The 18,947-nt window shown below is 63.4% G+C and carries 16 protein-coding genes and 1 tRNA gene; 13 read left to right on the top strand and 4 right to left on the bottom strand.

Annotated features, from left to right (window positions below; genetic code table 11):
- Positions 1 to 19 precede the first annotated feature (19 nt).
- Both G3N59_RS31015 and G3N59_RS31020 read left to right on the top strand, forming a co-directional pair.
- Entirely contained in the window at positions 20 to 979 is a 960-nt protein-coding gene (locus G3N59_RS31015; RefSeq protein WP_205986652.1) for a DUF2950 domain-containing protein, read from the top strand.
- Positions 980 to 1,293: 314 nt separating this feature from the next.
- Positions 1,294 to 1,881, top strand: a complete 588-nt coding sequence (locus tag G3N59_RS31020; RefSeq protein WP_205986654.1) for a YSC84-related protein — start codon at positions 1,294 to 1,296, stop codon at positions 1,879 to 1,881.
- A gap of 107 nt (positions 1,882 to 1,988) precedes the next feature.
- Here G3N59_RS31020 and G3N59_RS31025 read toward each other — a convergent pair whose 3' ends face one another.
- Positions 1,989 to 3,215 carry a YeeE/YedE family protein gene (locus G3N59_RS31025; RefSeq protein ID WP_205986656.1) on the bottom strand — a complete coding sequence of 409 codons (1,227 nt, stop codon included), beginning with the start codon at positions 3,213 to 3,215 and terminating at the stop codon, positions 1,989 to 1,991.
- A gap of 324 nt (positions 3,216 to 3,539) precedes the next feature.
- On the opposite strand from G3N59_RS31025, the gene G3N59_RS31030 reads away from it, so the two are divergent.
- From G3N59_RS31030 to G3N59_RS31040, 3 genes are all read left to right on the top strand, one after another.
- Positions 3,540 to 5,171: a methyl-accepting chemotaxis protein gene (locus G3N59_RS31030; RefSeq protein ID WP_205986658.1), complete on the top strand. Its 1,632-nt coding sequence runs from the start codon at positions 3,540 to 3,542 to the stop codon at positions 5,169 to 5,171.
- 113 nt (positions 5,172 to 5,284) lie between these two features.
- Positions 5,285 to 6,532, top strand: coding sequence for a D-amino acid dehydrogenase (locus tag G3N59_RS31035; RefSeq protein ID WP_205986660.1), 1,248 nt, complete (start codon positions 5,285 to 5,287; stop codon positions 6,530 to 6,532).
- Between the two features lie 76 nt (positions 6,533 to 6,608).
- The gene (locus G3N59_RS31040) at positions 6,609 to 7,508 is read left to right on the top strand and encodes a glutamate/aspartate ABC transporter substrate-binding protein (RefSeq protein ID WP_205986662.1); all 900 of its coding nucleotides are present in this window, start codon (positions 6,609 to 6,611) and stop codon (positions 7,506 to 7,508) included.
- Positions 7,509 to 7,626: 118 nt separating this feature from the next.
- Here G3N59_RS31040 and G3N59_RS31045 read toward each other — a convergent pair.
- Both G3N59_RS31045 and G3N59_RS31050 read right to left on the bottom strand, forming a co-directional pair.
- Positions 7,627 to 7,703: transfer RNA gene (locus G3N59_RS31045), tRNA-Val, on the bottom strand.
- A 93-nt stretch (positions 7,704 to 7,796) separates the two neighbouring features.
- Complete coding sequence (locus G3N59_RS31050) at positions 7,797 to 8,621, bottom strand: DNA-binding transcriptional regulator (RefSeq protein WP_205986664.1); 825 nt, start codon at positions 8,619 to 8,621, stop codon at positions 7,797 to 7,799.
- A 142-nt stretch (positions 8,622 to 8,763) separates the two neighbouring features.
- Between G3N59_RS31050 and G3N59_RS31055 the strand changes: the two genes are divergently transcribed.
- The 8 genes from G3N59_RS31055 (at position 8,764) to G3N59_RS31090 (ending at position 18,598) form a co-directional block, all read left to right on the top strand.
- Entirely contained in the window at positions 8,764 to 10,629 is a 1,866-nt protein-coding gene (locus tag G3N59_RS31055; protein ID WP_205986665.1) for a bifunctional 3-(3-hydroxy-phenyl)propionate/3-hydroxycinnamic acid hydroxylase, read from the top strand.
- 26 nt (positions 10,630 to 10,655) lie between these two features.
- Positions 10,656 to 11,603 (top strand): 3-carboxyethylcatechol 2,3-dioxygenase, encoded by a 948-nt coding sequence (locus tag G3N59_RS31060; RefSeq protein WP_205986684.1) that lies wholly within the window; start codon positions 10,656 to 10,658, stop codon positions 11,601 to 11,603.
- Positions 11,604 to 11,639: 36 nt separating this feature from the next.
- The gene (gene mhpD / locus G3N59_RS31065; protein WP_205986666.1) at positions 11,640 to 12,428 is read left to right on the top strand and encodes a 2-keto-4-pentenoate hydratase; all 789 of its coding nucleotides are present in this window, start codon (positions 11,640 to 11,642) and stop codon (positions 12,426 to 12,428) included.
- A gap of 13 nt (positions 12,429 to 12,441) precedes the next feature.
- The gene (locus G3N59_RS31070) at positions 12,442 to 13,392 is read left to right on the top strand and encodes an acetaldehyde dehydrogenase (acetylating) (protein ID WP_205986667.1); all 951 of its coding nucleotides are present in this window, start codon (positions 12,442 to 12,444) and stop codon (positions 13,390 to 13,392) included.
- 4 nt (positions 13,393 to 13,396) lie between these two features.
- Positions 13,397 to 14,428 carry a 4-hydroxy-2-oxovalerate aldolase gene (gene dmpG, locus G3N59_RS31075; RefSeq protein WP_205986668.1) on the top strand — a complete coding sequence of 344 codons (1,032 nt, stop codon included), beginning with the start codon at positions 13,397 to 13,399 and terminating at the stop codon, positions 14,426 to 14,428.
- 112 nt (positions 14,429 to 14,540) lie between these two features.
- Positions 14,541 to 15,779, top strand: coding sequence for a 3-(3-hydroxy-phenyl)propionate transporter MhpT (mhpT, locus tag G3N59_RS31080; RefSeq protein ID WP_205986669.1), 1,239 nt, complete (start codon positions 14,541 to 14,543; stop codon positions 15,777 to 15,779).
- A 71-nt stretch (positions 15,780 to 15,850) separates the two neighbouring features.
- Positions 15,851 to 16,735 (top strand): alpha/beta fold hydrolase, encoded by an 885-nt coding sequence (locus tag G3N59_RS31085; protein WP_205986670.1) that lies wholly within the window; start codon positions 15,851 to 15,853, stop codon positions 16,733 to 16,735.
- A 150-nt stretch (positions 16,736 to 16,885) separates the two neighbouring features.
- A complete protein-coding gene (locus tag G3N59_RS31090; protein WP_205986671.1) occupies positions 16,886 to 18,598 on the top strand; it encodes a dihydroxyacetone kinase family protein in 1,713 nt (570 codons plus the stop codon).
- A 107-nt stretch (positions 18,599 to 18,705) separates the two neighbouring features.
- On the opposite strand, the gene G3N59_RS31095 is transcribed toward G3N59_RS31090, so the two are convergent.
- On the bottom strand, positions 18,706 to 18,947 hold a 242-nt coding region (locus G3N59_RS31095), incomplete at its 5' end, for a hypothetical protein (protein WP_205986672.1).

Below are 18,947 nucleotides of genomic sequence, written 5' to 3' on the forward strand. Positions count from 1 at the left end.
TCCTGGAGGAGTCATCGCGATGATCCGTACTCAAGCACGCCGTCTGCCGCAAGGCGCACGGCCTGCCGGGCTCGCCCGGCTCACTGCGGCGCTTGCGTTTGCGCTGTTCGCCGCGCCTGCCTTGCTGTCCGTACCCGGCGCTGGCGTGGCCTTGGCGCAGGCTGTGTATGCCACGCCGGATGCCGCCGCACAAGCCTTGACCGACGCGCTCGCCGCCAACGACCACGACGCGATCAAGCACGTGCTCGGCAGCGACTTTCAGCACTTCATTCCCACCCAGAACATCGGCGCCGACGATATCGACGACTATCTGGGCGCCTGGGCCAAGGGCCACCAGATCGTGCCGGACGACAAACCCGTCGCGGGCAAGGCCAGCGCCCATCTGAGCGTGGGCGACAGCGGCTGGACCTTGCCGATTCCGCTGGTGCAAAGCGGCAGCGGCTGGCGCTTCGATGTGCGCGAAGGCGCGGCCGAAGTGCTCACGCGCCGTATCGGCCGCAACGAGCGCGCGGCCATGCTGTCCTCGCTGGCTTTCGTCGACGCGCAGAACGACTACCGCAAGCTCACGCAGCATTACGCCCAGCGCATCTTGAGCACGCCCGGCACGCATGACGGCCTCTACTGGCCCGTCGAGCCCGGCGAAACCGAAAGTCCGCTCGGCCCGCTTGCCGCCGCCATGCCCGCCAATGCGAAGATCACGCCGCAGGAGGGCTATCACGGCTATCACTTCCGCATTCTCACGGCGCAGGGTGCACATGCGGATGGTGGCGCGCGCAGCTATATCGAGAACGGCGAACTGGCCAATGGTTTCGCGCTGGTGGCCTGGCCGGCGCAATACGGTAAAACCGGGGTGATGAGTTTTATCGTCAATCAGGACGGCAAGCTTTATCAGAAGAATCTTGGGCCGAACGGGGCGAAAACCGCCGCCGCGCTCAAGCGCTTCGATCCCGATCCGTCCTGGCAGGCGACCACGCCCTGATCGCCGTCAGTTGCATCTCGTGGCGTGTAGCGTCTACATGGCGCGTTGGCAGCTTATTCACACGCCGGTCTGCGAGGCGCCTTCGGGCGCCTTTCTTTTTGCCCGCTTTTGCCCGTTGCTGCCGCGTACCGCTTTGCGACGCTTGAACGCTTCCATCTCATAAATCGGGCACAATCGGCTGCAAGTGGAGGCTGGCTGCGCGCGGCCGCCGCCATTTAGCGGTCGGGGAGAAGCGCAACGCGATGCGGTTTCAGGCTCAGGCACGCCAGTTGCTGTATCCCTCCGCAAACTCTTATTCGTGTGGAGATAACGACATGCAACGACGCAACTTCATGCTTTCGGCAGCCGCTGCGCTTGCCTCCGGCGGTATGGCGCTCGCAGGCTGCACCACCACGCCGGGCAATTCCTCTAACGCTGCAACCGATATGACGAAGCGCCAGTCGATCGATGCCAGCGTCGACAACGCCATGACGAAGCTGTATTCGACCGTCAAGGGTTCGCGCGAGCTGGTCGCGAAGTCGCGCGGCGTGCTGGTGTTCCCGTCGGTGCTGCAGGCGGGTTTCATCGTCGGCGCACAATATGGCGAGGGCTCGCTGCGCGTGGGCGGCGCGACCACGGGTTACTACAGCACGGTGTCGGGCTCGTTCGGCCTGCAGGCCGGTGCGCAGTCGAAGGCGATCATCTTCTGCTTCATGACGCAGGATGCGCTCGACAAATTCCGCGGTACGGACGGCTGGGCAGCCGGTGCGGACGCATCGGTTGCGCTCGTGACGGTCGGCGCGAACGGCGCGGTCGATACGAATACGGCCACGCATCCGGTCGAAGTCTTCGTGATGACCAACGCCGGCCTGATGGCGGATGTTTCGCTCGCAGGCACGAAGGTGACGCGCCTGAAGATCTAACCGATGCGACCTGCGCGGCGCGTGCTGAATACGCGCCGCAAAAACAAAAGGGCAAGGCCATCGGCCTTGCCCTTGCTATTTGCAGTGCACGAACTGCAAAAAATGATTTAGCAGCCCGTATTCTTTACCCGTTCGACTTCCAGCCCGAACAGCGGGCGCAGACGCGTGCCCACCACGTTGCCCGTGAACGCGCACACGAGCCACAGCCAGCCATGCAGGCTGCCCGACACGATCCCGCTGAAATACGCGCCGATATTGCAGCCATACGCCAGTCGCGCGCCATAGCCGAGCAGCAGCCCGCCGATCACCGCCGCCGCGAGCGAGCGCAGCGGAATGCGCCAGACCGGCGCGTAGCGGCCCGCGAGCGAAGCCGCCGCCATCGCACCCAGCACGATGCCGATATCCATCACCGTGGTGACGTCGTGGCTGGCGGGCGCGGCGAGCGCGGCCGCGTTCGGGCCGGCCATCCAGTACTTCCAGTTGACCACGTCGATACCGAGCGCGGCGAAGCCCTTGGCGCCCCACAGCGCAAACGCCGAGGTCACGCCCCACGGACGGCCGGAAAGCGTGAGCGTGGCGAAGTTCAGCAGCGCGAGCGCGATGGCGCCTGCCAGCAACGGCCACGGACCATGCAGCCACGGCGACGCATGCGGCGCGCGTTCCGGCTGATTGACGAGGCGGCCGTGGCGGCGCTTTTCGATGGCGACGGTGAGCGCCGCAATCGCCGCGAATACCGCGAGGTTCAGCGCGAGCGCCGGCACGACGCCTAGCGTGGTGACGAGCGAGAGCGGCTTGAGTTGCGGCATCGACGTCCAGAACGGCATGTGCGCCGTTGCCACCACCGAGCCGACGATAAACGCGATCAGCGTCACGACCATGCGCGTGCTGCCGCCGCCCACGGTGTACAGCGTGCCCGAGGCGCAGCCGCCGCCCAGTTGCATGCCGATGCCGAACATGAACGCGCCGACGACCACCGAGGTCCCCGCAGGCGAAACGAGCCCGACCACGGGATGCCCGAACAGCGAGCCCGCCGCGAGCGCCGGAAAGAACAGCAACACGCCGATGGCGAGCATGACCATTTGCGCGCGCAGGCCCGCGCCCCGGCCATCGGCGATAAAGACGCGCCACGCCGAGGTAAAACCGAACGCCGCGTGATAGAGCGTCATGCCGAGCAGCGCGCCCACGATGTAGAGCGCGGCCTGGCGCGCGCTGACCGTCTGCGCCAGATAGACGGCGCCGAGTGCGACCAGCAGCAGCGCGAGCCCGAGCGATTTGGGATTGATGGAGTCGAGACGGCGCGGCGCGCGCGCCAGCGGCGAGGAAAGGTCGGACATGGTCGAAATGAAGAGGCTTGAAGCCGTGATGTTGCCTGGACGGCCCGGGAGGCTCGCGGCTGCCTGAAAATGAGGCACTGAAAGGAAAACGATAGCACGAAACGCATCACGGCCTGGCGCGCTACCCGCATCGGCATCATGGATATCCCCTATGCGCTTACTACGCGAATCTGCCGATAGGACAGGACGAAAAGCAAAAATACGTAAGCGCAAACGAGCGACGCAAAGCGGTTGCATTCGCAACAAAACGCAGCAAAAAGCAGCAATAAGAGCCACAAAAAGGCCGCCGCGATCGCAGACAAATACGCCAGGAGACCGGACCACATGCTCAGGAACATCACCATCCGCGGAGGGCTTACCCTCGTTATCGGTATCTTCGTTGCCTTTTTGCTGGTCGTGATCGGCGTGGCCTATGGCGCGCTGAAGCTGACCAACGAGAGTCTGCTCGATACGCAGCAAAGCGCGCAGTCGCTCGCTACGCTCAAGTCCAGTTCGGAGCGCCTGCTGCAGGTGCGCCTCGCGTTGGGCGGTTACGAGACGCTCTTTAGCGTCGGCAAATCCACCGAGGGCATGCTGGAACAGGCGCACAAGGTACTCGCCGATTCGAACAAGGATTTCGCGCGCTACAGCGCCGGCCCGTTCGCCGATGCCGACGAAGCGCGTCTTGCCCAGGCCGTCGCGCAGGCGCGCACGGCGCTGGTCGAGCAGGCGCTCGAACCCGAGTACAAGGCGCTGGTCGACAACGACTTCAACACCTTCCGCACGATTCAGGGCGAAACCGCCGATCGTTTCTACGGCGCGTATGCGAAGGCAATCGACGCGCTCGAAGCCTCGCAGGACGCGCGCGAGCAGCGCAACGCCGAAACGGCGGCGAAGCGCTTCCGGCTTTCGCTCATCGTGTTCGGTGTGATCGGCGTGGTGGGCGTGGCGATCGGTCTGATCGCGCGGCGCGGGCTGACGGCGGCCGTGATCAAGCCCGTCGATACGGCGATTCGCCATTTCCAGCGCATTGCCGCCGGCGACCTGACCGTGGACGTGCGCGTGCGCTCGAGCAATGAAATGGGCCAGTTGCTGGGTGCGCTTGCGCAGATGCGCGAGGCGTTGATCGGCACGGTTGCGCGCGTGCGCGGCAGCACTCAGGAAATCACGCTGGGCGCGAACCAGATCGCGGCGGGCAATGTCGATCTGTCGAGCCGCACTTCGCAGCAGGCGGCCGCGCTGCAGGAAACGGCGGCGAGCCTCGAACAGCTTTCGGCGGCGGTGCGCCAGAACACGGCGGGCGCGCAGGAGGCGAGCGGTCTGGCGCAGGGCGCGCTCAGCACGGTCTCGCGCGGCGCGGATGTGGTGGCGCGCGTGAACGAGACGATGAACGATATTTCGTCGTCGTCGCGCAAGGTCGAAGAGATCACCGGGATCATCGAAGGCATCGCGTTCCAGACCAACATCCTCGCGCTCAATGCGGCAGTCGAAGCGGCGCGCGCGGGCGAGGAAGGGCGCGGCTTCGCGGTGGTGGCGCAGGAAGTGCGCAGCCTCGCACAGCGCTCGGGCACGGCGGCCAAGGAGATCAAGGAACTGATCGCCGCTTCGGTGGCGACGGTGGGCACGGGCGCGCGCCTTGTCGAAGAAGCGCGGCACACGATGGGCGAGGCGCGCGACGCCGTTGCGCGCGTGAGCCACATCATGGGCGAGATCACGGCGGCGACGCACGAGCAGAGCGACGGCATCGAGCAGGTCAATCGCGCGGTCGCACAGATCGACGAAGTCACGCAGCGCAACGCGGCGCTGGTGGAGGAAGCGGCGGCTTCGGCGCAGTCGCTGGAGTCGCAGGCCGATGTGTTGCGCGACGCGGTGGCCGTGTTCCATCTCGGCGATGGCGTGGCGGCACGCGCGGCGGCGCACGGAGCGCACGGAGCGCGCGAGGCGGTTCGCGGCGTGAGCCCGGCGGCCTACGCCTGAATTTGACTTCAATCGACTTAACCTGAGGTTATATCCCCCGTCCGATTCGCATTTGAGTTCCTTTTTTTGCCCGGCGAGACTGCAAGGAATACCGATAGCGAGAACGACGGGATATGCGAATTTGCGTGCTGGGCGGCGGGGTGATCGGGGTCACGACCGCGTATTTTCTTGCCCGCGATGGACATCAGGTGACGCTGGTCGAGCGTCACGCGGACGTGGCGCGCGAAACCAGCCATGCCAATGGCGGCCAGTTGAGCTACAACTATGTCGCGCCGCTGGCGGACCCTTCGGTGCTGCCCAAACTGCCGCACTGGCTTTTTTCCCGCGATGCCGCGCTGCGTTTCGTGCCGCGTCTGGACCCGCGCCAGTGGCACTGGTGCGTCGCGTTTTTGCGCGCCTGCACGCGTGCCCGCAGCCGCGCCACGACCGAAGAACTGCTCGGGCTGGGTTTTCTGAGCCAGCGCCTGATGCACGAGATCGTTGCGCGCGAAACGATCGATTTCGATTACGTGCGCAATGGCAAGCTCGTGGTGTTTCGCGATCGGGACAGTTTTGACGGCGCGCGCCGTCAGGCCGACTATCAGGCGCAATTCGGTTCGGAACAATATGCACTCGATGGCGCGGCGTGCGTTGCGCTCGAACCGGCGCTCGCGCATATCGGCGGCGAGATTGCGGGCGGCATTCACACGCCGGGCGAGGAAGCGGGCGATTGCGACCGCTTCACGCGCGCTCTGGCACGCGCGGCGCAGCGAGAGGGCGTCGATCTGCAAGTGGCGACGGAGTTTTCGGGACTAAAAACACAAGGCAAGCTCGTCGAAGCGGCGATGACTTCGGCAGGCGCAATCGAAGCGGATGCGTTCGTTGTCTGCCTCGGCATTCAGAGCCAGCCTTTGCTGGGTTCGCTCGGCGTGAGCGTGCCGGTTTATCCGCTCAAGGGTTATAGCCTCACATTGCCGGCGACGCATGCAACGGGCGCGCCGCGCGTCTCCGTGACGGATGCACATCACAAAGTGGTCTACGCGCCGCTGGGCGAGCGGTTGCGCATCGCCGGAATGGTCGATCTCACGGGCATGAGCGCGCACGCCGATCCCGCCCGTATCGCGCTGCTCACGCGCCAGGCGCGCGAAACCTTTCCCGATGCCGGCGACTACGACGCCGCGCAGACGTGGACCGGCCTGCGCCCCGCCACGCCCGACAGCAAGCCGTTGATCGGCGCAACGCATTACCGCAATCTATGGATGAACACGGGGCACGGCGCGCTGGGCTTTACGCTCGCGTGCGCAAGCGCGCAACTGCTTGCCGATCTGCTCGCGCAACGAAGCTTGCCGATCAACGGCGATGCATTTTCGCCGCGCCGCTAAAAGAGTTTACGCACCACAACAACCGCCTTCACGGCGAATCATTGTCTTCACTTACCCACGTTGGGAGAAGCGCACGATGAACACCAGCAAAACGATCGCGGCATTGACGCTAGGCCTGGCCACGCTGGCAAGTACCGCATACGCAGACGACCTCACCGGCACGCTCAAGAAAGTGCACGACAGCGGCGTGATCGTGCTCGGCACGCGCGAATCGTCGATTCCGTTTTCGTATTACGACCAGAACCAGAACGTGATCGGCTATTCGCAGGAGATCGCGCTGAAGATCGTCGATGCGGTGAAGCAGAAGACCGGCACGCCCAACCTCAAGGTCAAGACAATTCCAATTACCTCGCAGAATCGTATTCCGCTCGTGCAGAACGGCACGATCGACTTCGAATGCGGCTCGACCACCAATACGTTCGAACGCCAGAATCAGGCCGCGTTTTCGAACAGCATCTTTCTCTATGGCATTCGCTTTATCACGCGCAAGGATTCGGGCGTGAAGGATTTTCCCGATCTCGCGGGCAAGACCGTGGCGACCACGGCGGGCACGTCGGATGAACGCATGCTGCGCAAGATGAACGAAGAGAAGCACATGAACATGACGATCATCAGCGCAAAAGATCACGCCGAATCGTTCCTCAACGTGACGACCGGGCGTGCCGTGGCGTTCGTGATGGACGAGCCGCTGCTCTACGGCGAGCGCGCGAAGACGAAGAACCCGCAGGATTATGTGGTGACGGGGACGCCGCCGGTATCGGAGAACTACGCGTGCATGCTGCGTCGTGACGATCCGCAGTTCAAGGCGCTGGTGGATGAAACGGTGGCGAAGATGCAGACGTCGGGCGAAATGGCGAAGCTCTATACCAAGTGGTTCACCGAGCCGATTCCGCCGACCAATATGAATCTGGACTATCCGCTTTCGCAGCAGATGAAGGATCTGTTTGCGCATCCGAACGACAAGGCGCTCGATTGATTTACGCCTGCGCGTAGCGCGCTTTTCGCAAAAGCAAAAAGAAAATGCCGCAGTCCTGTGAAGGATTGCGGCATTGTCATTGCGCAGCGAACTGAGCCGCGCGGTACTGCATATTCGTTGGTAGGCTCGATTGGATTCGAACCAACGACCCCCACCATGTCAAGGTGGTGCTCTAACCAACTGAGCTACGAGCCTGTTGAGAGCGCGAATTATAGAGAGGGTATTTGAGCCTTGCAAGCCTTTTTCGCAAATTGTTGAAAAAACTTTGGCAGGGCTGTTTTGGGGCGCTTATGAAGTCGTGCGCTTTGTTCCTTCCTTTGTCCCTTCTGCCGCGGCTTCCAGCGCGGTCTCCATCTCCTGGGCGGCGCGCTGTAATTCGGGCACGAAGCGGCGCACGGCTTCAGCCGGATTGATCGCCTGCTCCAGATAGATCACGTTGAGGCTCGCGATCACGCGGCCATGCGCGCCGATCGCCACCGCGAGCGCGCCGATCTTGCGCTGGTCCGACCAATCGCCGTGATTCGAGCCGAAGCCATCCGCGTGCGTCTGCCGTACGAGATTGCGGATGAAGGCCGCATCCGTGGCGAGCTTCTGCTGCTGCTCGCCGCCTGCGCCCGCGCGCAGCATGTCGAGAATATCGTCGCGCTCCGCTTCCGGGCAGTGGGCGAAATAGGCGCGGCCCGCGGCCGTGAGCAGCATCGGCAGACGCCGGCCCACCATCGCGCGGTGAAACGAGAGCGGGCTGAAGCGGTGCGTGGTCTCGCGGATGATCATCGCGTCGCCGTCGGGCGTCGTGAGGTCGGAAGGCCAGACGACCCGCTGCATCATCTGGCCCATGATTGGCGGCGCGATGGTGGCGATGAGTTCGTCGTCGGTGAAGCCTTCGCTCAGCGCGCGCACGTTCATCGTCAGGCGAAAGCTGTCGTCCGATGCGCTGCGCCGCACGAGGTTTTCTTCCACCAGCGTTTCCAGCAAACGCCGCACGGTGGTGCGATGAAGACCCGTCGCCTCGCTCAACTGCTGGCTCGTTGCACGGCCGTTTTCCATCGCGTTGAGCGCCCGCAGCACCTGCAGGCCGCGTGCGAGCCCGCGCACGTTTGCATACTTTGTCATCGAAAAATCGCTTGTAAATCAACTGTGTGCATTCTATGCACATTTCTCTCAAATTGTTGAGCGCGTGTCGCCGCGAATCTAGACTCGCTTTCATGCCTTGCATGAGATCGCCCCGACCAAGGGCGACTGACACGGAGACACTATGAACACCTCTTCCGCCGCTGCGGACGTTGCCGCCGTGGACACGGCCGCCGTGGGCACGGTTCGCTCGCGCCAACGTGCCACCGACGTCGCCATCATCGGCGCGGGCCCCGTGGGCCTGATGATCGCCAATATCCTGGGTCTCCAGGGCGTGCGCGTCACCCTCATCGAAAAGCTCGACCAGATTATCGACTATCCGCGCGCAATTGGTTTGGATGACGAAGCATTGCGCGTGTTTCAATCGATCGGTCTCGCCGACGCGCTGTTGCCGCACACCACGCCCGACCACTGGATGCGCTTCGTCACGAAGGACAACCATTGCTTCGCGTCGATCGAGCCGCGTACCGATGAATTCGGCTGGCCGCGCCGCAATGCCTTTATTCAGCCGCTGGCCGATCGCGTGCTGTATGAAGGGCTCGCACGCTTCGAACATGTCGACGTGCTGTTCGGACATACGGTCAATGGCTTTGTGCAGGACGCGCAGGGCGTGTCGATCGACGTGAGCGCTGCGAATGGCGAGCGCAGCACGATTCGCGCCGCTTATATGGTGGGCGCCGATGGCGGCAACAGTTTCGTGCGCCGTGCGCTCAACGTGCCTTTCGAAGGCCGCACGAAGCCGAATCAATGGATCGTCGTGGATGTGCGCAACGACCCGATCGGCTCGCCGCATATCTATATGCATTGCGATCACGAGCGCCCTTATGTATCGGCGGCGCTGCCGCACGGCATTCGCCGCTTCGAATTCATGGTGATGCCCGGCGAAACCGAGGAAGAACTTTCGAAGCCCGCGAATATGGCCGCGCTGATCCGCAAAGTGGTCGCGGACCCGGACAAGGTCGATTACATCCGCAAGCGCGTCTATACGCACAACGCGCGTCTGGCCGAAACCTTTTGCGTCGATCGCATTCTGCTGGCGGGCGACGCCGCGCACATCATGCCGGTGTGGCAGGGCCAGGGTTACAACAGCGGCATTCGCGACGCAAACAATCTGGGCTGGAAACTGGCGATGGTCGCGAAGGGTCTCGCCGATGGTCGTCTGCTCGATACCTATACCGTCGAGCGCCGCGCACACGCACGATCGATGATTCATCTCTCCGAAGTCGCCGGCGATATCTTCGCGCCGGCGACGCGATTCGGCGCGCGCTTTCGCGACGCCTTTGTGAAGTCGATGAACGTATTCCCCTCGGTGAAGCGCTATTTCGTGGAGATGCGTTTCAAGCCGATGCCGCGTTATGAGGCCGGTGTCGTGCTGCTGCCGCCGCAGAAACCAACGGGCGGCTGGCTCGCACGCGTGCTCGAACGCTCGGGCGATTCCGCGCCGGGCCGTCTGCTGGGTTTGATGAGCCAGAAACGCGATTCGCTGCTCGGGCGCCTCGCTTATGGGCGCGATCCGCTGGCGGCCTCGCCGGTGGGCCGCATGTTTATCCAGCCGCGCGTGCGTTCGAGCGATGGCCGCGTCGTGCGTCTGGACGATGCGATCGGCAACGGCTTTGTGGTGCTTGCATGGGGCGCGGACCCGACCTTCGGTCTCACGCCGCAAGCGCGTGCGGTGTGGGAACGCCTGGGCGCGCGCTTCGTGTTCGCCAAGCCCGACGTGCAACTCGATTACACCGATGACGTGCCCGAAGGCGTGCTCGCGCTCGGCGATGTGCAAGGACGTCTCAAGGACTGGTTCAGCCAGCGGCCGGAATCGGTCGTGCTGCTGCGCCCGGACCGCTTCGTGGCGGGCGTGTGCACGCCGCAGCAGGTCTCGGACGCCATCGTCGAACTCGCGGGCAAATTGGGCATGAGCGACAGCGCGGTGCGCGAAGCCGTTGCATCACATCGTCCCGCGCGCGCAAACGTCGCTGTCGCGCAGGCAGCATGAGCAGGAGCCGCATTGTGAACGCCAGCATGCCGATACACCTCGAGTGCCTTTCGCACACGCCGCTGCACGGTTACTTCGATCCGCCTCCTGACGTGGTGGCCGAAGTCGAACGCGTAGGCCGCGAAGCACGCGCACGCGTCGAGGCATTCCAGCCCGATCTGATCGTTGCGTTCGCACCCGATCATTTCAACGGCTTCTTCTACGACATGATGCCGCCGTTCTGCATCGGCGCGAAAGCGCAGGCAATCGGCGATTTCAAAAGCCTCGCGGGCACGCTGCCGGTGCCCGAAGAACTGGCCCACGCGCTCGCGCAAAGCGTGTTGGCCGCCGATATCGACGTGGCGCTCTCGTACCGTATGCAGGTCGATCACGGCTGCGCGCAAGCGCTCGAAGTGCTCACGGGCGGGCTCGATCGCTATCCGGTGATTCCGGTGTTCATCAACTCCGTCGCGCCGCCGATGGCGACGCTGCGCCGCGCGCGTTTGCTTGGCGAAGCGATCGGACGCTTCATGGCGAGCACGGGCAAGCGCGTGCTGGTGGTGGGATCGGGCGGCATCTCGCACGAACCGCCGGTGCCCGAACTCTTTGGCGCCACGCCTGAAATTGCCGAGCGTTTGATTGCGGGCCGCAATCCTTCCGCCGATTCGCGCGACGCGCGTGAGGCGCGCACCGTGGCCGCCGCGAAAGCGTTCACGAACGGCGATAGCCACTTGCATCCGCTGAATCCCGAATGGGATCGCGCGTTTCTCGCACTGCTGGCTTCGGGCGAGTTGACGGCCGTGGACGGCATGACCAATGCGGCCATTACGCGTGACGGCGGCAAGTCCGCGCACGAGATCCGCACGTGGGTGGCCGCGTTCGGCGTGCTCGCGGCGTTCGGGCCGTATTGCGCGTCGCTCGATTATTACCGCGCGATTCCTGAATGGATTGCGGGTTTCGCCACCATGCACGCCACGCCCACGCAGGCGGCCTGAACGTAACGAACTGCATCGAAGAACCTGGAGAACGGCATGACCGATCCAACACTCATCGCGGCGCTGGCCGCACGTTTGCGCGAAGCGGAAGGCTCGCGCGCGGTGATCGAGCCGGTGCGCGGCGAAATCGCCATCGACGATATCGCTACGGCTTATGCCGTGCAGCAAGCCAATGTCGATCTGCGCGTGCAGAACGGCGAGCGCATCGTGGGCCGCAAGATCGGCCTCACATCGCGCGCGGTGCAGCAGCAACTGGGCGTCGATCAGCCCGACTTCGGCGCGCTATTCGCCTCGATGGCGTACGGCGACGGCGAACCGATTCCGCTCTCGCAACTGATCCAGCCGAAAGTGGAAGCGGAAATCGCGCTCGTGCTCGAACGCGATCTCACGCATGACAAGCACACCTTCGTCGATATTCTGCGCGCGAGTGCGTATGCACTGGCGGCCATCGAAATCGTCGATAGCCGGATTCAGAACTGGGATATCCGCTTCGTCGATACGGTCGCGGACAACGCGTCGAGTGCGCGTTTTGTCGTGGGCAGCCGTCCCGTGCCGCTTTCGCAAATCGATTTGAGTGCCTGCGCGATGACACTTTCGCGCGATAACGAAGTGCTCTCGCGCGGCAATGGCGCCGCGTGTCTGGGCAATCCACTCAATGCGGCCGTGTGGCTCGCGGACCGCATGGTGCAACTCGGCACGCCGCTGCGTGCCGGCGACGTGGTGCTCACGGGCGCGCTTGGACCCATGGTCGCCGTGAAGGAACCCGGCACTTACACCGCGCAGATCGACGGCCTCGGCAGCGTCCGCGCGACTTTCACCGCCTGAAACAGGACTTCAAATGGCTTCCGAAAAACTCAAGGCCGCGATCATCGGCTCCGGCAATATCGGCACGGACCTGATGATCAAGATCATGCGCCACAGCCAGCATCTGGACATGGCGGCGATGGTCGGCATCGATCCCAACTCCGATGGTCTCGCGCGCGCTGCGCGTCTGGGCGTGGCGACCACGCATGAAGGCGTGGAAGGGCTCACGCGTTTGCCAGTTTTCAACGAAATCGATTTCGTATTCGATGCGACTTCGGCGGGCGCGCATATCAAGAACGATGCGCTGCTGCGTAAATTGAAGCCGTCGATTCGCGTGATCGATTTGACGCCCGCGGCGATTGGGCCTTATTGCGTGCCGGTAGTGAATCTCGACGCGCATATCGACGCGCCCAACGTGAATATGGTCACGTGCGGCGGTCAGGCGACGATTCCCATCGTGGCCGCCGTTTCACGTGTGGCGAAAGTGCATTACGCGGAAATTGTCGCTTCGATCAGCAGCAAATCGGCGGGACCGGGCACGCGCGCGAATATCGACGAATTCACCGAAACCACGTCTAAGGCAATTGAAGCGGTGGGCGGCGCGGCGAAAGGTAAAGCCATCATCGTGCTCAATCCGGCCGAGCCGCCTGTGATGATGCGCGACACGGTTTATACGCTTTCCGCAATGGCAGATCGTGAAGCCGTGGAGCGATCGATCGCAGAAACCGTAGCGAAAGTGCATGCCTACGTGCCGGGTTATCGCCTCAAGCAACAAGTGCAATTCGACGAAATTCCTGAAAGCGCGCCGTTGAATATTCCGGGCCTTGGAAAATTCAGCGGCCTGAAAACCTCGGTGTTTCTCGAAGTGGAAGGCGCCGCGCACTATCTGCCCGCGTATGCCGGCAATCTCGACATCATGACATCCGCCGCGCTCGCAACGGCCGAGCGTATGGCGCAAACGCTCTTGAGCGTGCAGGGAGCGTAAAGCGATGAGCAAGAAACTCTATATCTCCGATGTGACGCTGCGCGACGGCAGCCACGCGATTCGTCATCAGTATTCGATTCAGAACGTGCAGGACATCGCTCGTGCGCTGGATAAGGCGAAAGTCGATTCGATCGAAGTCGCGCATGGCGACGGTCTGCAAGGTTCGAGCTTTAACTACGGCTTCGGCGCCCATAGCGATCTCGAATGGATCGAAGCGGTTGCAGACGTGGTGAAGCACGCGAAGATCGCCACGCTGCTGCTGCCGGGCATCGGCACGATTCACGATCTGAAGGCGGCGTATCACGCGGGCGCGCGCATCGTGCGTGTGGCCACGCATTGCACCGAAGCCGATATTTCGAGGCAGCACATCGAATACGCGCGTGAACTCGGCATGGATACGGTCGGCTTTCTGATGATGAGCCATATGACCACGCCGGAGAGTCTCGCCGTCGAAGCGAAGAAGATGGAAAGCTACGGCGCGACTTGTATTTACGTGGTCGATTCGGGCGGCGCACTGACGATGAATGATGTGCGGGATCGATTCCGCGCCGTGAAAAGCGTGCTCAAACCGGAAACGCAAACAGGTATGCACGCGCATCACAATCTCTCGCTGGGCGTGGCGAATTCGCTCGTCGCCGTTGAAGAAGGTTGCGACCGCATCGATGCATCGCTGGCCGGAATGGGCGCGGGTGCGGGCAATGCGCCGCTCGAAGTGTTTATCGCCGCGGCAGAACGCATGGGCTGGAATCACGGCGCCGATCTCTACACGCTGATGGACGCGGCTGACGACATCGTGCGTCCGCTGCAGGATCGCCCTGTACGTGTGGATCGCGAAACACTCGCGCTGGGTTATGCCGGCGTGTACTCGAGTTTTCTGCGTCACTCCGAAGTGGCCGCGAAGAAATACGGTCTGAAAACCGTGGACATTCTTGTCGAACTGGGCAAGCGCCGCATGGTGGGCGGCCAGGAAGACATGATCGTGGACGTGGCGCTCGATCTGAAGCAGCGCGCCCAAGCCGCAACATCCCAGTCATAACGCACGCCGCGTGTCGCTTGAAGCGACCCGCGGCGTTGCTACGTCGTACCTGCAGGACAAACGATTAGCCGCCGGCAAGAGCGGCTGACACCCAACATTGGAGACTTTACAAATGACGTCACGAATCAGTGGTGCTGGAGGCAATAACAAGGCGACGATCGCCCTGTGTCTCGCCGTGGCCTTGCTCGAAGGCCTGGACCTGCAATCGGCGGGCGTGGCCGGGCCGCGCATGGCGAAGGAATTCTCGCTCGCGTTGTCGCAAATGGGCTGGGCATTCAGCGCGGGCGCAATCGGCCTGCTGCCGGGCGCGGCGCTGGGCGGGCGCCTGGCGGACCGTCTCGGGCGCAAGCGCGTGCTGATGGCGTCGGTCACGCTCTTCGGCCTGTTTTCGCTTGCGACCACGCTGGTGTGGAGTTTCGAAAGCCTTGTGATCGCGCGCTTCCTCACGGGGCTCGGGCTGGGCGCCGCGATGCCCAACCTGATCGCGTTGTGTTCGGAGGCGGCCGGTCCGCAGCAGCGCAGCACGGCGGTTGGCGCGATGTACTGCGGTATGCCGTTCGGCGCGGCTATTGCTGCCGTGATCGGCATGCTGGGTTCCAGCCCGGCTAGCTGGCGCGATGTGTTCTACGTCGGCGGTCTGGGGCCGATTGTGATGGTGCCGCTGCTCGGCCTCTTTCTGCGCGAATCGCATCAGTTCGTGGCTGCGCGCGCGGCGAGCACCGTGCGCGAGGGCGTGCCCGGCGTGAGCGAAGCGCTTTGGGGTCAGGGCCGTGCCCGTACCACGATCGCGTTGTGGATCAGTTATCTCGGCACGCTGATCGTGCTGTATTTCCTGATGAACTGGCTGCCTTCGATGGTGCTCTCGCGCGGCCTCACGCGTGTGCAATCGAACATCGTGCTGATGATGTTCAACATCGGCGGCGGGATTGGAGCCGTTGCGATCGCAACGATCATGGATCGATTCGGCCGTCGCCGCACGGTGATCGGCATGTATGCGGGGATTGCGCTGGCGCTCGCCGCGCTGGCGAGCGCGGGCGGCGCGGTATCGATGGCCTGCGGCGGTCTGTTGTGCGGGCTGTTTCTGGTGGGCGGCCAGTCGGTGCTCTACGCGCTCGCAGGCCACGCCTATCCCACCGAAGTGCGCGGCACGGGCGTGGGCGCAGCGGTCGCGGTTGGGCGGCTGGGATCGATACTCGGGCCGCTCGTGGCCGGGCAATTGTTCGCGCTGGGGCAGAGCGCATCGATGCTGGTGGCGTCGAGCATTCCGTTGTGCGTGATCGCCGCGCTCGCCGCATTGACGGTGGTTGGCGGATTTGCGCAACGCAATGCGACAGGCGCACAAGGCGTTTAAGGATTTTTTGGCGGAGCGGGCAAGCGCCCGCTTCATAACGAATTAGCGGGTTTTACTGCAAGGATCTCATCATGACTGCGGCTGCACAGACGATTACCGAAGCCTCGACGAGCCAGTTTGCTCAAGTGAAAGACGGTGAACTCGAACTGCGGATTCACTATAACGACACCGGCGCGGGCGCGCCCAATGCGAATGGCGAGACCGTCGTGATGCTGCACGGCTCCGGTCCGGGTGCGAGCGGTTGGGCCAACTTCAACCGTAACGTCGAGCCGCTTGTGGCGGCGGGCTATCGCGTGGTCCTGATGGACTGCCCGGGCTGGAGCAAGAGCGATCCTATCGTTTGCACGTCGTCGCGTTCGGAACTGAATGGGCGTGTGCTCAAGGGCCTGCTCGACGTGCTCGACATCGAGCGCGTGCATATTCTTGGCAATTCGATGGGTGGACATAGCGCCGTGGCATTCGCGCTGTCGAACCCGAATCGCGTGGGCAAACTCGTGCTGATGGGCGGCGGCACCGGCGGACCGAGCAACTTGGCGCCGATGCCGACCGAAGGCATCAAGCTGTTGCAGGGCCTTTATCGCGAGCCGAGTATCGACAATCTCAAGCGCATGATGAACGTATTCGTCTACGACGCCAGCGCGCTCACCGACGATCTGATGCAGGCGCGCCTCGACAATATGCTCGCGCGCCGCGATCACCTCGAAAACTTCGTGAAGAGCCTGGCGGCGTTTCCGAAGCAGTTCACCGATTACGGCCCGCGCCTTGGCGAAATCGCCGCGCCCACGCTCGTGATCTGGGGGCGCGACGATCGCTTCGTGCCGATGGATATCGGCCTGCGTCTGCTCGCGGGCATGCAGAACGCGCAACTGCATGTGTTCAATCGTTGCGGTCACTGGGCGCAATGGGAGCACGCGGATGCGTTCAATCGCATGGTGCTCGACTTCCTGCAGCATTAAGGACGCGATGACGATCTGGCGCGCCGGTGGACACGCTGGCGCGCTGCCAGAACGACGGGCGTACACTGGACGCAGCCGCCAGACGCGCTATGCGCATCGCATGTGCGCCGCCGATGGTCGGCACGTCCAACCGCGTTCACCGGGATCGTCATGAAGAAACTGGTCAATCAACCGTCCGACGTCGTGCGCGAAATGCTCGAAGGCTTCGCGCTGCAGGTTCCGCATGTCGTCATTCTCGGCGACGAAAACGTGCTGATCCGCCGCGATATTCCCGAAGCGCTGGCGCGCGCGGTCGCGCTGATTTCGGGCGGCGGCAGTGGTCATGAACCGGCGCACGGCGGTTATGTGGGCGCGGGCATGCTGAGCGCAGCCGTGTGCGGCGAAGTGTTTACGTCCCCGCCCACCGACGCCGTGCTCGCGGCAATCCGCGCAAGCGCTGGCCCGAAAGGCGCGTTGCTGATCGTCAAGAACTACACGGGCGACCGGCTCAACTTTGGCCTCGCCGCGGAACTCGCGCGCGCGGAAGGCATTCCCGTCGAAGTGGTGACCGTGGCCGACGACGTCGCGCTGCGCGGCCATGCCGAACGTCATCAGCGACGCGGCATCGCGGGCACGGTGCTCATCCACAAGATTGCGGGCGCGGCGGCGGCACGCGGTGCCTCGCTCGAAGTCGTGGCAGCGACGGCGCGCGTGGCCGCGGAAAATCTCGGCACGATGGGCGTGGCGCTCGACGGTTGCACGCTGCCGGGCGTCGCGCAATCGAGCTTCAGTCTCGCCGATGATGAAATCGAACTGGGTCTGGGCATTCATGGCGAAAAAGGCGTGGAGCGCAGCGCGCCGTTACCCGCCGATGCGCTGACTGAAGCGCTGCTCGTGAATATTCTCGAAGAACTCGCGATTACGCGCGGGGAGCGCGTGGTGCTGCTCGTCAATGGTCTGGGTGCGACGCCGCAGATGGAACTCGATATCGTGTTGCGCGCGGCTTATGCGAGCCTGCAGCGCCGCGAGGTGCGTGTGGAGCGTGCGTGGGCGGGCACGTTGCTATCGGCGCTCAATATGCCGGGTTGTTCGATATCGCTCATGCGTGTGGACGACGGCAGGCTGGCGTTGCTCGATGCGGCTACCGACGCGCATGCGTGGCCGGGGAAAGGCTGCATCAATCCGACTATCCGGCTGGAGGTATCGTGCGCGTCGATTCATGAGGATTCCATATCGAAATCGATCGATGCATCGCGTGCGGCCTGGGCGGGGCGAATGAAGGCGGCGCTGGATGCCGTTGCGCGGGCGTTGGTGCAAAGCGAAGCACGCTTGACTGAACTCGATGCGTTAGCGGGTGACGGCGATCTCGGTGCGAGTATGCGGCGCGCGGCTGATGCGGCCTCGGCGCTGCCGGCCGATGCGCTTGGGACTGCGCCGCAAGCGCTCGCGGCTTTGGGCGCGAGCTTGCGGCGTGCAATCGCGGGCAGCTCAGGGCCTTTCTATGCCACGGCTTTGCTGCGCGCGTCCCGCTTGCTAGCCGACGCACCTGAGCCAACTCCGCAGCAATGGGCGCAGGCGTGGCGCGGTGCAATCGACGCGATCAGCGAATTGGGCGGTGCGAAAGCCGGTGATAGAACGATGCTGGACGCGCTGGTGCCGGCGGTCGAGGCGTTCGACGAGGCGATCGGTAAAGGACAGACGGCGCAACAGGCTTGGAGCGCTGCGATCAACGCGGCCGAGCATGGGGCGCAGGCGACGGCACATATGCATCCGCGTGTGGGGCGCGCGAGCTATCTGGGCAAGCGGGCGATTGGCGCGCCGGATGGCGGAGCGGTGGCGGTGGTCTGCTGGCTGACGGCGTTAAAGCCCCATGTGGGGACGTAGCCGCGAGGATCGGCGGCTAAAGATGGCCGCTGGTTATATCAGGCTGAATCGGCGCAATCGACTGCCAGGAAAGGGATTGAGGTATTGAGTCCCGACTGTTTTCGAAATCACTGAAATAATTTATTCAAATTCGCTTGACGAGTGGATCTGCGCCCTGCATAATTCGCCTCCTCCTGCTGATGCAGCGACGCAGAAAACACCGGATAGCTTGATTTTCCAGTGGTTTTCAGCGAATTGATCTTTAAAAATTTACAGCCGATAAGTGTGGGCGCTTGATTCGATTGAGCTCCTCGCCGTGATCGTTTTCGATCTGGCGGGATAGCAAAAGTATCAAGAGTCTCACACAAAA

Source organism: Paraburkholderia sp. Ac-20340, assembly GCF_017104965.1.
Classification (GTDB): domain Bacteria; phylum Pseudomonadota; class Gammaproteobacteria; order Burkholderiales; family Burkholderiaceae; genus Paraburkholderia.

What these genes read in the sequence shown, in the direction of transcription:
- G3N59_RS31085 (WP_205986670.1), top strand. Translation starts at nt 15,851, where the DNA reads ATGACTGCGGCTGCACAGACGATTACCGAAGCCTCGACGAGCCAGTTT.
- G3N59_RS31060 (WP_205986684.1), top strand. Translation starts at nt 10,656, where the DNA reads ATGCCGATACACCTCGAGTGCCTTTCGCACACGCCGCTGCACGGTTAC.
- G3N59_RS31020 (WP_205986654.1), top strand. Translation starts at nt 1,294, where the DNA reads ATGCAACGACGCAACTTCATGCTTTCGGCAGCCGCTGCGCTTGCCTCC.
- G3N59_RS31025 (WP_205986656.1), bottom strand. Translation starts at nt 3,215, where the DNA reads ATGTCCGACCTTTCCTCGCCGCTGGCGCGCGCGCCGCGCCGTCTCGAC.
- mhpT (WP_205986669.1), top strand. Translation starts at nt 14,541, where the DNA reads ATGACGTCACGAATCAGTGGTGCTGGAGGCAATAACAAGGCGACGATC.
- dmpG (WP_205986668.1), top strand. Translation starts at nt 13,397, where the DNA reads ATGAGCAAGAAACTCTATATCTCCGATGTGACGCTGCGCGACGGCAGC.
- G3N59_RS31050 (WP_205986664.1), bottom strand. Translation starts at nt 8,621, where the DNA reads ATGACAAAGTATGCAAACGTGCGCGGGCTCGCACGCGGCCTGCAGGTG.
- G3N59_RS31035 (WP_205986660.1), top strand. Translation starts at nt 5,285, where the DNA reads ATGCGAATTTGCGTGCTGGGCGGCGGGGTGATCGGGGTCACGACCGCG.
- G3N59_RS31090 (WP_205986671.1), top strand. Translation starts at nt 16,886, where the DNA reads ATGAAGAAACTGGTCAATCAACCGTCCGACGTCGTGCGCGAAATGCTC.
- G3N59_RS31040 (WP_205986662.1), top strand. Translation starts at nt 6,609, where the DNA reads ATGAACACCAGCAAAACGATCGCGGCATTGACGCTAGGCCTGGCCACG.
- G3N59_RS31055 (WP_205986665.1), top strand. Translation starts at nt 8,764, where the DNA reads ATGAACACCTCTTCCGCCGCTGCGGACGTTGCCGCCGTGGACACGGCC.
- mhpD (WP_205986666.1), top strand. Translation starts at nt 11,640, where the DNA reads ATGACCGATCCAACACTCATCGCGGCGCTGGCCGCACGTTTGCGCGAA.
- G3N59_RS31015 (WP_205986652.1), top strand. Translation starts at nt 20, where the DNA reads ATGATCCGTACTCAAGCACGCCGTCTGCCGCAAGGCGCACGGCCTGCC.
- G3N59_RS31070 (WP_205986667.1), top strand. Translation starts at nt 12,442, where the DNA reads ATGGCTTCCGAAAAACTCAAGGCCGCGATCATCGGCTCCGGCAATATC.
- G3N59_RS31030 (WP_205986658.1), top strand. Translation starts at nt 3,540, where the DNA reads ATGCTCAGGAACATCACCATCCGCGGAGGGCTTACCCTCGTTATCGGT.